The organism is Microcoleus sp. (assembly GCF_041354475.1).
GTDB lineage: Bacteria > Cyanobacteriota > Cyanobacteriia > Cyanobacteriales > Microcoleaceae > Microcoleus.
The window spans coordinates 66,199-79,758 of the sequence record NZ_JBGJZU010000021.1 but is presented as its reverse complement, the minus strand read 5'-3'; the positions used below and the strand labels follow the sequence as shown (position 1 = coordinate 79,758).

Below are 13,560 nucleotides of genomic sequence, written 5' to 3'. Positions count from 1 at the left end.
AAAAACACAAGAACTCGGAACACTCAAAGTCCCCCTTATTAAGGGGGATTTAGGGGGATCGAGACTTCGATACCAACCAAGGTACTATCTGTTTTCTATCTAATTTCGATCCCCCCTAGCCCCCCTTAATAAGGGGGGGACAAGAGAGTTCTCAAAGTCTGCCTTAAAAAGCGGAGACAAGAGCATTCAAAGTCTCTGTTAAAAACACAAGAACTCGGAACACTCAAAGTCCCCCTTATTAAGGGGGATTTAGGGGGATCGAGACTTCGATACCAACCAAGGTACTATCTGTTTTCTATCTAATTTCGATCCCCCCTAGCCCCCCTTAATAAGGGGGGGACAAGAGTTTTCCTTCTTCCTTCTTCCCTCTTCCTTCTTTCTTCTTCCTTCTGCTTATGAAATTTGGAGTTATTGTTTTTCCTGGTTCAAATTGCGATCGCGATGTGGTGTGGGTAACTCAAGGGTTACTACACCAACCAACGCGGATGATTTGGCACGAAGATACCGATATTTCAGATATCGATATTATGGTAGTTCCCGGTGGTTTCAGTTACGGAGATTATTTGCGGTGCGGCGCGATCGCCCGTTTTTCTCCAGCGATGAAAGCGACGGCGGAACACGCCAACAAAGGCAAACTTGTACTGGGAATTTGCAACGGTTTTCAGGTGCTAACTGAAGCTGGTTTGCTCCCCGGTGCTCTGGTGCGAAATGCGGGCTTGAATTTTATTTGCGATCGCACTTCGTTGAAAGTCGAAGGCAGTAATACTCCTTGGACTTCCGCCTATACCTCCGGTGAAATCATCGATTTGCCCATCGCCCACGGAGAAGGCAACTATTATGCCGATGCCAATACTTTGGCAGAACTAGAAGAACACGATCAAGTGTTGTTTCGGTACTGCACAGAAGCGGGCGAAATTAACGATGCTGGGAATCCCAACGGTTCGTTAAATAATATTGCTGGAATTTGCAATCGGGCTGGCAATGTGTTAGGAATGATGCCACATCCAGAACGGGCATCCGATCCGATGTTGGGTGAGACTGATGGGATGAAATTATTTCAAGGGTTGCTGATGTCAACTGTGGCCGCAATTTTATAGTTGATATTGGGGATATTTGGTGTAGGGGCAAGTTCGCCGATCGAGTTTGTCACCTACAGATAATCTCGCTCCACCCGCCCCGCCCAACCGAGAATCGCGATCGACTTTTTATTCAACCAGAAATTCAATCAATTTCAGGTTTTTCTAGGACTTGCAAGGGCAACAGTTCCATATACCGAAATTCCTGACTGCTTCAATACTTGAATAGCCGATCGCACCGTAGTACCGCTAGTATAAATATCATCAACTAACAACACCCGATCGCCAGGAAGTCTGCGACGAAAATCCTTACCCAAAATTAAAGCATCCTTCATTTCGGCTTGCCGCTGTGCGATAGAAAGTTGAAATAGTGCCTCAGTATACTTGATCCGTTCTAAACCATGTCGCTGTAAAGGCAAACCCGTTAACTCGCAAAAACTTTCCGCCAAAAGTTCCGCTTGATTAAATCCCCGCTGTTTCAGCTTTTTCTTATGCAGGGGAATCGGTACAACGGTTAAATTATCAATAGCTAATTCGGGAAAATTTAGCCAAGCTTCCGCCATCCAATAGCCGAGGGATTTGGCTAACTCTGGACGATCGTTATATTTCAAAGCTGCGATCGCCCGTTTCAGAGCCCCGCCGTACTCCCCCCACACAAACACAGCCTTCTGGGAATCCCAAAATGCACCAGGATCGGCTAATCGACAGCCTTGAAGTTGCTGGCGACAGTAGGGACACAAATCTGAGGTAGCTGGTCGCTGACAAAGAGGACAGTTAGACTTAAGAAATAAATTGAGAAAAGATTTGACGAATCTCGTCCATTTTCGATGGTTCATATTAAAATTGCAATAAGTGATTAATCGGGAAAATTAGAATTTTCAATCAATTTCCTAGAAAGGCTAACACCGTGGACAACCTCTACTGGCTAGACAAAATTAAACTATCTGACAGGGATGCCGTGGGAGAAAAAGCATTTTACTTAAGCTGTTTAATGCAAAAAAATTATCCCGTCATACCCGGTTTTGTTGTGCCGGCAAAAGCGTTTTGGCAGTTTCTACAGTCCATAGACTGGTTGGAACCGCTGTTTGCAGATTGGCCAAACTCTTCACTGCACTTGAATGTCGATGAACCAAAACAACTCCAAGCCATCGCCCGCAGCATTCGCCGACAAATCACCTCCACCAAACTGCCAGATTCCTTAATGTCCACCTTGGATGCGGCGGTTTCTCAACTAAACTGCAAAGCATTAATTTTTCGCCCTTCCCTGACAGCGCAAAACCCGAACACCGCCGGAATGCTGGAATCTCAAGCAGTGCGCGCCGAACCAGCAGCCATCGAGGCCGGACTCAAAGCAGCTTGGGCTGAACTGTTCAGAGCCCAAAGACTATTTTACTGGCAACGGTGCGGCATGAATGTACAGGAAATTAATCCCGCAGTTTTGGTGCAGCCACTCTCTTGTGCGATCGCCGCCGGTGCGGTGGAAACTAACAGCAGTGAAGGCTGGGAAATCCAAGCCACCTGCGGTTTAGGAATGTCCCTCGCTAGGGGAGAAACCATCCCCGATTACTATCAAGTGCAACCGGAAACAGGCAAAATTACCATCCAGCGATTGGGTTACAAAACATTAGCTTATCATCTCAAAAGCGACGAAATCCAATCGGAGGAAAAATCATATATCGGAAAGGGGAACACTTTCCAAATTCCTAACTCTCTGTTTCCCCGACCAAATTCTGCTGGAAGTTGTTTGGATATTTATATATTAGGTGAAAAGTTACAAAATGAATATGTATTAAATCAGCATTTGTTACTAAAGTTACTCGATATGAGCAAAAAAGCAAGGAGTGAATTCGATTTCGAGCTAATTTTAGAGTGGACGATGAATCAGTCGGCAGAATGTAACGAACCGGAGTTTTATTTTACTCAAGTTCGCCCATTGAAAAACAAAACAGCCCCGCAAATATTGGAAAATCCGACCGCACAAACTAACCAAAATTTAATTGGCCTAGGCAGAAACCCTAGGCTACTAAAAGGTTTGGCTGCCGCATCAGGAAAAGTTAAAGCAATTGCCCAAGTTATGGCTAATTCCCATCCAGAAAATTCGGAATTTGTAGCCGGGGGAATTTTGGTGGCACGGGCAATTTATCCCCATTGGCTACCTTGGCTCAAATTAGCTGCTGGGATTGTTTGCGAACAAGGAGGTATGACCGGTCATGGGGCGATTTTAGCTAGGGAGTTGGGTATCCCCGCTGTGGTGGGAGTTGTCGGTGCCACTCGCGCGATCGAGACTGGGGATTCGGTGTGGCTAGATGGTGACACCGGAGAAGTTTTTGCATCCGCTCAAATTGAGGGAATCGACCCTACAAACATCAGCAATTATGGAGAAATAGCCAATCATGCAGATTTGTCCATTACAGCAGCCAAAATGTCGATCGCCCATCACCAATTCCCGACAGCATCTCCATCCCATCTAGAACCAAAATCTCAGCCATCAGAATTACCTCAAAATGTTGTCAGCGCAGCAACAGCGACTCAACTGATGGTGAATGTCAGCCAAATGAGCTCCATCGAGCATCTCAGAAATCTGCCCATAGACGGCATTGGATTAGTGCGATCGGAATTAATGGCCATGGAAGCTTTGGAAGGTATAAATCCTCAAGTTTGGTTGCAAAATGGTCGGGAATCTGAATTTGTGCATCGCATGGCGACTCAGTTAAATTTATTTGCTGCCGCAGTCTTTCCCCGTCCCATATTTTATCGCTCCCTGGATTTACGGGAATCGGGAATCCACGGTAGTTTCAGTTATACCTTTGAACCAGAGTTATTTGATTGGGAATTAAAGGTACTAAAAACATCCTGGGATTCTGGCTATACAAATATTAATTTACTTTTGCCATTTGTACGCTCTGTAGACGAGTTTAGCTTCTGCAAGCAGCGTTTAAAAACAGTTTGGCAACAGCGACCTGTTGAGTTTAAACTGTGGATTATGGCCGAGGTTCCTTCGGTTTTATTTTTATTGTCAGATTACGTGAAAGCAGGAGTTGAAGGAATTTCCATCGGCACTAATGATTTAAGCCAATTTATGTTAGGAGTTAACCGCAACTCGGCAGATATGGCTAGCGCTTTCAGCGGGCGCAATCAACCAATGATGAGGGCGATCGAACAATTAATCCTTCAGGCTAAGGAGGCGGGAATTCCTTGCTCTATCTGTGGCGATGCTCCAGCTTTATATCCACAGATGATTGACTCCCTGGTGCTGTGGGGGATTTCCTCGATTTCTGTGAATGTGGACGCTGTGGAACAGACTTCTAGGGCGATCGCCCGTGCCGAACAGCGTATCATCCTAGAAGCGGCGCGAGCGATCGTTAAAAATAATCATTAGATAGCTGCCAAAAGTCAGAATAACTGTTCCATAATAAATATGGTTGATGTCTATTAAAAATCATTAAAAAAAAATCCCTTTCAAAGTTAACATAGTAGTATTGAGAAAAAGTTTACTCCAAGGGGGACAAAATGAAATCAAGAATGATTACAACCACAGCAATCCTACTGGCTGCGATCGGTATTTTGACACCCCATCCAGTCTCAGCTCAACCAGCCACCGACGGTGGCACAAAACCGGGATTTTGGCAACCAGAAGCAAAGATAGATAATACTCGCAACATCACCCTCAGACTATTAAATGAGACTGGATTGAACCTAGAATACGGTCAGTCTGGTGTTGGTTTGTCATCCTTGCCGATCGGCAGTACAAAAAACGTCGTGGTTCGCATCGGCAACCGCACCGGCGATATTGCCAATATTCCCATTAATGTCAAAGGTGGAACCACCACTTTGAAATACGACTATAGCGTCGATGCTCAGCAAAACATCGTGACAGTTCGGATCTCCACATCGGACGGGCGGACTAGGCAAGATAGGTCAATCTATATTGATGAAAAAGGACGAGTTTATTCGTTCTAGTTTATAGGTGGGGGCGGGTTTATTAAGATTGTTATTTTTGGGCGATTATGGTTGGGCATCGCCCGCCCCTACAGCCATCGTAAAATGTTAGAGAAAATTTCTGGTAAAACATTGAATAAAATCTGTATGGGCGGGTTCACCGATGAATTTTGCCACTCACAGATCATCTTCATAAACCCGCCCCCACCCAACTAATAACCCAGTTGTAGGTTGGTTTTCGTTCCACGGGCCCAACCTACAGATTAGCTCTAATGGTGGATCAAGTGCATTAAGCCTTCTACAGTAGGACCGATAGCGCCTGCTGAAACTTCACCAACGACTGTTTCGGCTGCGCAGTGACTAGCATGAAGGGTGTTTTCAATAGCCTGACTGGCTCCCTCCACTGCATCACCCCCGAATTGACCGTAAGCAGTCTCTTTGACCATTCCAGCTTGAATTTTTCTGTTGGTTTCTGTGGCATTCATGTCCCAACTTTTGATTGTTTGGACAATCTCTAACCCAGCCCAAATTAACATTCCGAGCAAAACCGCACCAATCAAATATTCCATAGTTTTCTAGAGGATTGAGGTTGGCTATATGTAAGCAGGTTTTTCTAATTTAACGCAGGGACTGAAAGCCAACAGGAGAGAAAATATTATCCTTGCAAAGCCGCCAACAGACATAATAATAATGCCTCCGTCCACTCCACTACAGCACCATAGGTATCACCAGTGTGACCGCCTAAACGGTGGTTAAACCAGGCTCCGGTCAAAATTCCGATCGCACTTCCCCCCAAAGCCATCCCCACCGCCAACAGCCACCGATCGCCCTGCAAGACAACTTGCAACACACTCAAACTCAGTAGCAGGAAGACTCCTGGGATAAAATCAAAAGGAGAATAAATCGATTCCTTGTGAAAAGCTCCCTTACCCTCAGCCCGGAGATAGGGATAGTGGGCGATCGCCACCAACTGGCCCCACCGCCCCCAACCAGCCACACCCATCAAAGCCAACCACCGATATTCATTCAAATCCGTCAGAGCAGCCGTTTTCAACAACAAGATTGCCACCGCAGCCATCGCCCCAAAGGCTCCTGTAACGCTGTCCCGCATCACCTCCAGCCGTCGCACGGGGTCTGGTACAGCCAGCCCGTCCGCCGCGTCCATAGCCCCGTCTAGGTGCAACCCCCCAGTCAGGGCAATACCCAAAACTACTACCAAGGCCGATCGAGTCAAAGCAGGCATCCCCAACAACTGCAATCCCAGATCCGCCAGTCCCAGCATCCCCCCAACCAACAGCCCGATTGCTGGTGCAAAGCGAGCAATACCCCGAAACTCCAAAGTCCAAGAAATCGGCACCGGCAAACAAGTATAAAAAGCGACCGCAGCAGCTAGTGCAGCCCCCAGATTCCGGAAAAAGTCGATCGTTGAACGAACCAACTGATTGTGCACCATAAAATAGAAATTTTTTCGCATTGTATGGAGTTGTGAATCCATTAGCGTATGCCAGAATTGGATCGGTAACACCCTTAGTTCCTTCGATCAGGCATTCATCCTGGCGACAGCTCTTTTCTTTAGAAAACTGCTACCGACAGCGCACCCGAAGAACTGCATCTACTGAAACTTAACTCAAGACAAGCGTTTCCTTTGTAGGAAAATCTAGTGAATTCTGTGATTTCCGACCAGGGGAACATACTACAACAGAGGCTTTTGCTCCATGAGTAATGACCAATTAAACAACAGGGTGGCTGCTCCTTGCATCATCGATACAGGCATTGTCGTCAACAAGCGCGATATCCAAAGATTGCTCTTCGATTTAGGACGTGTCCGCTACCTACATATGCAGGACGGCAAGATTTACAGTCAAGGCGAAGGGTATGTCCGGGAAGTGTTCGTTAACCCCAATCGCTCTACTCTGATTGCCAACCGGGCTATTTATTTGAATGTTGATAGTTTTGATTATCTGGAACTGAAAAACTCCAAGGAAGAAGGTGCTTATTTTGACCTGATTCAAGAGGGACGACAGTTGCGGTTAATTCCTCTCTCCAATCCTTTGCAAGAGCAACTCAGCCGGAATTTAAATGCTGCTGCTTTAGATGCAGTCGTGGATCAGGTACTCTCAGGGAGCTGGGATTATCAATTAGATGAAGACGATTCGCCGTTTTAAAGGATCGTTGGCTAAGGCTAGGGTCAAAATTAGTTCGACTAAAGCTCAAGAACGTTTAAAATTGTTCCGATGCCCAATGCCCAACGCCCAATGCTCCATTCCTAATGTCCGAAAAATTTTCTTTTCAATCTCTTGCCCATTGCAGCCATACCCAAGCGCGTGCGGGAGTGTTTGTCACTCCCCACGGTGTGGTAGAAACGCCTAAGTTTATGCCCGTGGGTACCCTGGCTAATGTCAAAACTCTGACGCCTGCACATCTTAAAGATGCTGGCTCTCAAATGGTTTTGGCTAATACTTATCACTTGCACATACAGCCGGGGGAAGATATTGTTGCCGGAGCTGGTGGATTGCATAAATTCATGGCTTGGTCCGGGCCGATTCTGACCGATTCGGGCGGCTTTCAGGTGTTTAGCTTGAGCCAAATGCGTACTATTTCTGATGAGGGGGTGACTTTTCGTTCCCCCCGCGATGGTCGTATGATTAATTTGACACCGGAGCGATCGATCCAAATCCAAAATGAGTTGGGTGCGGATGTGATTATGGCCTTTGATGAGTGTCCCCCTTATCCAGCGACGCGACAGGAGGTGGAAGGGGCGACAGACAGGACTTATCGCTGGCTCAAGCGCTGCATTGCTGCTCACTCGCGCCCGGATCAAGCTTTGTTTGGGATTGTGCAGGGGGGTGTTTACCCGGATTTGCGATCGCGATCGGCAAACCAGTTGGTAGATTTAGATTTACCAGGTTATGCGATCGGCGGTGTCAGCGTCGGGGAATCGGGGGATTTGATCGCAGAAATTGTGAAAGTCACAGCACCCCTGTTGCCGGCAAATAAGCCACGTTATTTGATGGGGATTGGGACTTATCGCGAAATGGCTGTGGCGGTGGCCAATGGCGTAGATATGTTTGACTGCGTGATTCCGACTCGGCTGGCCCGCCACGGGACGGCTTTTGTTGGGGGGGGACGTTTGAATTTGAAAAATTCTCGGTTCCGGGAGGATTTTTCTCCGCTGGATGAGTCTTGTCCTTGTTATACTTGCCAAAATTTCAGTCGGGCTTATTTGGCACATTTGGCACGGGCTAACGAAGTGCTGGGATATACTTTACTGGCGATTCACAACGTGACTGAGTTGATTCGCTTTACCGTTCGGATGCGGGAGGCGATTTTTGCCGATCGCTTTACAGAGGAGTTTGCTCACTGGCTGACACCTACGGTCGATCGAACATGATTGCCTTTGCTTAAGATATGCGACAATTATGAAAAATCTGTTGGATAGGTAGGTTGATTCATGGAAGCTGCATTACTTTTAGCCAAGCTGCCCGAAGCTTATGCGATCTTTGACCCTTTGATTAATGTTTTGCCGGTGATTCCTGTGTTTTTCTTGTTGCTGGCTTTTGTTTGGCAAGCGGCTGTCGGATTCAGATAATTCTGGTTTTATTAAAAGCAGGGGCAATTCCCCAATTGTCCCTGCTTTTAGCTGTTGAGTTTTTCGGTTGCTCTGGAATTATTTAAAGGCACAGACCGCTCCAGAGCGTCTAGAGGGATGAATGCTATGTTTAGCCGCCGATCGCCTTTTGGAATGCCGGTCTTTCTGAAATTCGCTTCATATAGTCTAAAAGCGCCGGATAAGCGCTGAGGTCTAGTTTTAGCATCATGGGAATGTAGTTTAAAATCGATCCCACTGCGGCGTCGGCTACACCGAATTCATCGCCCATCAAAAACTGCTGTTTCTCGAAGATGTGATTAAGGGGTGTTAACAATTTGGGAGTTTCGCGATCGCGACTTGCTTCCACGAATATTCCCGGCCCTAGGGTAGCGTTAGCAAAGAGTACCCACTGCACGACTTGAGCTTGTTGCTCCAAATTCTCCGGCATTTTACCATATTTTTGAGCTAAATAGAGCAGAATTGCCCCAGATTCCCAAAGTTTAAAATCTCCGTCAACAATTGCTGGTACTTTGCCCATGGGGTTAATTTCGAGAAAATCTGGCTCCAAGTGTGCTCCTGCTTGCATATCCAGCATCACGAATTCATAGGGCGCGCCTATTTCTTCCAGATACCACTTGATAATTGAGGCCCTGCTGCGAGCTCCACCGTAAAGTTTCAGCACCGTTTTTTTCCTTTAACGAAATCTGATTTATTTTAGCATTTGTTATTGGTTATTTGTTATTGGTGTCGCTAATAACTAATAACCAATAACTGGCAATTCCGTCAAGTGTACAAATAAGATTCTGCTACCAATAAAAATTAAAATTGCTCCGCCCAACATCTCTATTTTATTTGCAAACAAATTTCCACACTTGTGTCCAATAAACACACCAGCAAACGCCAAAAAGAAAGTAATGAATCCTATGGCAGTCACCGCAGGAGCAATAGAATCTTTCAGAACAGCAAAGCCAATCCCCACGGCTAAAGCATCTATACTTGTCGCCACCGATAGTCCGATTAAAGTACCCGTATCCAGGGGATTAAATTTCTTTTCTTCTCCGTCATTTTGTAGAGATTCATAAATCATTCTACCGCCAATGAAACTCAACAAGCCGAAAGCTATCCAATGGTCTACTGCCGAAATTAAAAAGCTGAAACTCAGACCAATAAACCATCCGATTACTGGCATCAAAGCTTGAAAACCACCGAAAAATAAAGCAATTTTTAAAGCTTTATTGACTTTCATGTGTTTAATTGCTAAACCGCTGGAAACTGACACAGCAAAAGCATCTGCTGCTAGTCCCAAGGAAAGTAAGACGGTAGTGGCTACATCCATTTCTGTAATTTTTTTATCTGATGGGTAAACTATTAGACTTATCCATAACAGCAAGTCTTCAACACGCAGGCGATGCGTGGTCCACAATAATTATGGGAGAGGTCTCTTGCTCTTAGTCTTTAAGTTTACACTAAGTTATCGTTAAGTTAGATATTTATCATAATCACTTCATTTTTCAATCATATTTTTTTCATAATTGGCTGGCTTGAAAAATGTCGTACTAAGCTGTATTATAGGAAGACTTATCAACTAGCAGAATTGATGATGCCGGAATCTAAACCATACCAGCCACTGCTACTGAGATTACTGCACGGGGTTAATGCTGCGATCGCCTTGGGAGCAATCATCACGGCCTTCTGGGTGTACAACACCTATGACGGGCGGTTCGGCAAAGTACCACTACCTCAAATTCCAGATATTATCGGCATTCATGGGACTTTTGGTAAGCTGTTAATTTTAGGGATCGTGCCCGGTTTTGCTTTATACAGTTTCCACAGAGGTCAAAAACGCTTGATACAGCCGGATTCTTTGGGGAAATTGACACAATTCGGAAAACCAATTTGGTGGTACACTTTGCATCGGATTGTGAATACGCTGATGTTGGTGGCCCTGAGTTTTTCGATCGCCTCTGGGAGTATGGTTAAGGAAGAATGGCTACCGGCAGGAGAATTGACACAGGTTTGGTATTATTTGCACGCTTCTGGATGGATCGTATTAGTATTGTGTCTGGCAATGCACTTGTTGATGAGTGCCAAGGTGGGGGGATTACCATTAATTTTGTCGATGTTTGATTTTAAAAACCAGAAGGATAGCTAAACCCCGATCGCATTTTACTTTTAATTAGAGCAACCAATCTTATGCCCATTATGCCCAAAAATACGATCCTAATCTTGGTGGAAATTGTGGTGATGGGAGGTTGGCTGTTTGCATTGGTTGCACCGTTGTTATTTCCCTAAACCGAAATTTAACGGCTAACACCAAATCAAGGTTATAGGATTGGTAATTCCACCACAAAATCCACACCACCTGCATTTTGAGACTCGAAGGGAAATTCAAACGGAGATTCCACCCAAAGACGCCCGCCGTGAACTTCAGCAATAATTTTATTGCCCAGGGACAGCCCCAAGCCTGTAAATTCGGTAACAGACTTAGTAGTGAAAAAAGGGTCAAATATTCGGCGCTGAATTTCGGGCGGAATGCTGGGGCCGTTGTTGGCGATCGATACCGCAATAAATCTGCCTTCGGGATACTCGACTACCTCGGTTTTAACTATAATAATTTGCTCTTGATTGTCGCTGGTATTCATAGCATCAATAGCATTGCTAATAATACTGGCAAAAACTTGATTTATTTGACCACCATAACACAGCACCAACGGGATATTATTGTACTGCTTAACTAGAGATATTTTGTGATCCAGCCGAGAGGCAAACAATACTAGAATATCGTCGATTCCTTCCTGTAAATTGACGTAGGTTTTGTCGGAGTCGTCAGGGGTAGAAAATTTCTGTAAAGCCAAGATAGTGTCGCGAATGCGTCCCGATCCTATTTTTAAAGTATTGATAATTTGTGGCAAATCTTGGCTCACAAAATCTAAGTCTATTTTTTCTTTTTCTTCCTCAATTTCTCGCACGGATTCTGGATATTTTTCGGAATATAGTTGAATGATTATGAACAAATCTTGCAGATAATCATTGATATGGAGTAAGTGGCCATAAATAAAGTTAATTGGGTTGTTAATTTCCCGCGCAATTCCGGCAGTTAGTTTGCCTAAAATTGTGATTTTTTCCCTTTGCACCAAGTGTGCTTCGGTTCTTCTGAGTTTGGCTAATACTTCTTCCAATAGCTTGAGTTGTTCTTGAATTTGTTCCTGGCGTTGAGATTGGGAAATTGCGATCGCCAGAGAGTCTGCAATGGCTTCCAAAAGTTCCACCTCGTCGGGAGTACCAAATTGCCACTGACTACAAGCGAAAAGATACCCCAGGCGATTAGTCTGGGTGAGTACAGGTACTGCTGCGTACTGACGGTTTTTGAGTCTCAGGTGCTGGGATTCCTGAGATACTAAAGTATCGATATCTGTGACTTTCCTGAGCGTTACCGACTCCCCACGTTGGAGTCTGGCGGCTAAATCTCCAGAGGGCCCGGATTCGGCACCAAATACTCCCAATCGGGATGATAAACCTTCTCGGTAATATTCCGAGCAGAATTCTAACCTGTCTTTTCGGGGATCGTACCAGCCGAAAATTGTGCGATCGATATCTAGTATACTTCCGAGTTCCTCAACGGTGGTTTGTAGGATGCGATCGACATCCAAGGAAGCGCGAGTGCGACTTGTCAAGCGATGGAGGAGAGCTTCTGTGCGAGTGTGGAGGCGATCTTTTGCAAACAATTTTAGTGCCACAACTGCTGCCATAATAGCTATGACTAAAAGTGCGGTGGTGACGGCTGCTAATATATTTAATGGGTACAGTTCTTTTTCGAGGTTTTCTTGGGGAATTACTAGGGCGATCGACCATTCCGCCTGTTCTAAAGGAAGATAAACTACGTAAACTTTAGCATCGTTAATTTTAGTCAGGGAAATGCCAGTTTTTTGATAAACCATCTCTCGGACTATGCTCACCAAATTAGCATCTTTGGAGTCTAATAAACTGCTAGCAGGCAAGTCTGTATTTCCGATTAATCTGGCGTCGGGATGAACAATCGGTACTCCTTGAGAATTGAGGACAAAAGCGTAGGTTCCTGCTCCATATTCCAGCTTTCCTACTACTTGGGCTAATCGTTGAATTTTGATGACACCATTCATAACTCCGATCGGCTTTTCAATGGTGCGAGAAGTGGGATCGCCTACCTTGGACCGCACCGGAGCAGAAATGGGAATAATTTGTTGTTTTAGGGTGCGAGAAATAGTAGGATCGGAAACGTATACTTCCCCAGCCATGGCTTTTTGAAAGTGTCGGCGATCGCTGACATTAGCTGCTGCTCTCCCGACTTTTGTAGTGAAGTAAGAACCATCCGACTCAATTAATGCAAAATGCTCAAATTCTGGCAGTCGATTTACTTCAGATTTTAAATAGGGTTGTGCCACCAACCAATTCATTGAACGAACGGGGGGAGTGTTAGCGAGGGTTTCGATTTCAGCTTTTCTAGTTTCTATCCACCGATCGATTTTATTACTCCGATTTCTTACTTCTAACAAAGCATTTTGCTCTAAATTTTTGACAATTAAACGTCTCACACTTTGATAACTCATATAACCAGCGATACTGGCTGCTATAGTCCCCCCTAATATTAGCAGCGCTGCGATGTATTGAAGACGGTATCCACGGCTAAATCGTGCTGGTAATAGTCGATTTAATTTCCAGCACTGCTCTTTCGCAAAGCTTCGCATAGTTTGACCAATTTGTAAGATTGAAATCTTAGCTCACCTGCGATGCACCCTGAGCCTGCTTGCAGTTTGACACTACTAGCATTTAATAATTACGGGTTTAAAATTTCCCCGGCTGGTAAGCTCACCCTGTTAAACAGGAATTATACCATTTTATATTTTATATTTTAAATTTTATATTAGAAAATCCTAGTTGATAGGTGTTTTTTTTGCCGTTAAAAAGATGCAACGAATC

General features: G+C 45.0%; 13 protein-coding genes. 7 read left to right on the top strand and 6 right to left on the bottom strand.

Annotated features, from left to right (window positions below; genetic code table 11):
* Positions 1–395 precede the first annotated feature (395 nt).
* Positions 396–1,097 carry a phosphoribosylformylglycinamidine synthase subunit PurQ gene (purQ, locus tag ACBR23_RS10830; protein WP_341736832.1) on the top strand — a complete coding sequence of 234 codons (702 nt, stop codon included), beginning with the start codon at positions 396–398 and terminating at the stop codon, positions 1,095–1,097.
* 134 nt (positions 1,098–1,231) lie between these two features.
* On the opposite strand, the gene ACBR23_RS10825 is transcribed toward purQ, so the two are convergent.
* Positions 1,232–1,912 (bottom strand): ComF family protein, encoded by a 681-nt coding sequence (locus tag ACBR23_RS10825; protein ID WP_371114525.1) that lies wholly within the window; start codon positions 1,910–1,912, stop codon positions 1,232–1,234.
* Positions 1,913–1,983: 71 nt separating this feature from the next.
* Between ACBR23_RS10825 and ACBR23_RS10820 the strand changes: the two genes are divergently transcribed.
* A complete protein-coding gene (locus ACBR23_RS10820) occupies positions 1,984–4,455 on the top strand; it encodes a putative PEP-binding protein (RefSeq protein ID WP_371114526.1) in 2,472 nt (823 codons plus the stop codon).
* Positions 4,456–4,586: 131 nt separating this feature from the next.
* Positions 4,587–5,036 (top strand): hypothetical protein, encoded by a 450-nt coding sequence (locus ACBR23_RS10815; protein ID WP_371119491.1) that lies wholly within the window; start codon positions 4,587–4,589, stop codon positions 5,034–5,036.
* A gap of 248 nt (positions 5,037–5,284) precedes the next feature.
* Here ACBR23_RS10815 and ACBR23_RS10810 read toward each other — a convergent pair whose 3' ends face one another.
* Both ACBR23_RS10810 and cobS read right to left on the bottom strand, forming a co-directional pair.
* On the bottom strand, positions 5,285–5,584 hold the full coding sequence (locus tag ACBR23_RS10810; protein ID WP_341736829.1) for a hypothetical protein: 300 nt from the start codon (positions 5,582–5,584) through the stop codon (positions 5,285–5,287).
* 86 nt (positions 5,585–5,670) lie between these two features.
* Entirely contained in the window at positions 5,671–6,468 is a 798-nt protein-coding gene (gene cobS / locus ACBR23_RS10805) for an adenosylcobinamide-GDP ribazoletransferase (protein WP_341736869.1), read from the bottom strand.
* A 262-nt stretch (positions 6,469–6,730) separates the two neighbouring features.
* Here cobS and ACBR23_RS10800 point away from each other — a divergent pair, with 262 nt between their 5' ends.
* From ACBR23_RS10800 to ACBR23_RS10790, 3 genes are all read left to right on the top strand, one after another.
* On the top strand, positions 6,731–7,180 hold the full coding sequence (locus tag ACBR23_RS10800) for a hypothetical protein (protein WP_341736828.1): 450 nt from the start codon (positions 6,731–6,733) through the stop codon (positions 7,178–7,180).
* 104 nt (positions 7,181–7,284) lie between these two features.
* Entirely contained in the window at positions 7,285–8,406 is a 1,122-nt protein-coding gene (tgt, locus tag ACBR23_RS10795) for a tRNA guanosine(34) transglycosylase Tgt (protein ID WP_371114528.1), read from the top strand.
* A 60-nt stretch (positions 8,407–8,466) separates the two neighbouring features.
* Positions 8,467–8,604: a photosystem II reaction center protein K gene (locus ACBR23_RS10790; RefSeq protein ID WP_293149949.1), complete on the top strand. Its 138-nt coding sequence runs from the start codon at positions 8,467–8,469 to the stop codon at positions 8,602–8,604.
* 130 nt (positions 8,605–8,734) lie between these two features.
* Here the strand turns inward: ACBR23_RS10790 and ACBR23_RS10785 are convergent, their stop codons facing one another.
* Both ACBR23_RS10785 and ACBR23_RS10780 read right to left on the bottom strand, forming a co-directional pair.
* Positions 8,735–9,286 (bottom strand): glutathione S-transferase family protein, encoded by a 552-nt coding sequence (locus ACBR23_RS10785; RefSeq protein WP_371119490.1) that lies wholly within the window; start codon positions 9,284–9,286, stop codon positions 8,735–8,737.
* A 75-nt stretch (positions 9,287–9,361) separates the two neighbouring features.
* Entirely contained in the window at positions 9,362–9,940 is a 579-nt protein-coding gene (locus ACBR23_RS10780; protein ID WP_341736825.1) for a manganese efflux pump MntP family protein, read from the bottom strand.
* A gap of 261 nt (positions 9,941–10,201) precedes the next feature.
* Here ACBR23_RS10780 and ACBR23_RS10775 point away from each other — a divergent pair, with 261 nt between their 5' ends.
* On the top strand, positions 10,202–10,756 hold the full coding sequence (locus ACBR23_RS10775; protein ID WP_371114530.1) for a cytochrome b/b6 domain-containing protein: 555 nt from the start codon (positions 10,202–10,204) through the stop codon (positions 10,754–10,756).
* 172 nt (positions 10,757–10,928) lie between these two features.
* Here ACBR23_RS10775 and ACBR23_RS10770 read toward each other — a convergent pair whose 3' ends face one another.
* Complete coding sequence (locus ACBR23_RS10770) at positions 10,929–13,328, bottom strand: cache domain-containing protein (protein WP_371119489.1); 2,400 nt, start codon at positions 13,326–13,328, stop codon at positions 10,929–10,931.
* Positions 13,329–13,560 lie beyond the last annotated feature (232 nt).

Excerpts from the sequence above, each read along its gene's own strand:
- ACBR23_RS10825 (WP_371114525.1), bottom strand. The coding sequence starts at position 1,912 with ATGAACCATCGAAAATGGACGAGATTCGTCAAATCTTTTCTCAATTTA.
- tgt (WP_371114528.1), top strand. The coding sequence starts at position 7,285 with ATGTCCGAAAAATTTTCTTTTCAATCTCTTGCCCATTGCAGCCATACC.
- ACBR23_RS10790 (WP_293149949.1), top strand. The coding sequence starts at position 8,467 with ATGGAAGCTGCATTACTTTTAGCCAAGCTGCCCGAAGCTTATGCGATC.
- ACBR23_RS10775 (WP_371114530.1), top strand. The coding sequence starts at position 10,202 with ATGATGCCGGAATCTAAACCATACCAGCCACTGCTACTGAGATTACTG.
- cobS (WP_341736869.1), bottom strand. The coding sequence starts at position 6,468 with ATGGTGCACAATCAGTTGGTTCGTTCAACGATCGACTTTTTCCGGAAT.
- ACBR23_RS10770 (WP_371119489.1), bottom strand. The coding sequence starts at position 13,328 with ATGCGAAGCTTTGCGAAAGAGCAGTGCTGGAAATTAAATCGACTATTA.
- ACBR23_RS10810 (WP_341736829.1), bottom strand. The coding sequence starts at position 5,584 with ATGGAATATTTGATTGGTGCGGTTTTGCTCGGAATGTTAATTTGGGCT.
- ACBR23_RS10800 (WP_341736828.1), top strand. The coding sequence starts at position 6,731 with ATGAGTAATGACCAATTAAACAACAGGGTGGCTGCTCCTTGCATCATC.
- purQ (WP_341736832.1), top strand. The coding sequence starts at position 396 with ATGAAATTTGGAGTTATTGTTTTTCCTGGTTCAAATTGCGATCGCGAT.
- ACBR23_RS10780 (WP_341736825.1), bottom strand. The coding sequence starts at position 9,940 with ATGGATGTAGCCACTACCGTCTTACTTTCCTTGGGACTAGCAGCAGAT.
- ACBR23_RS10815 (WP_371119491.1), top strand. The coding sequence starts at position 4,587 with ATGAAATCAAGAATGATTACAACCACAGCAATCCTACTGGCTGCGATC.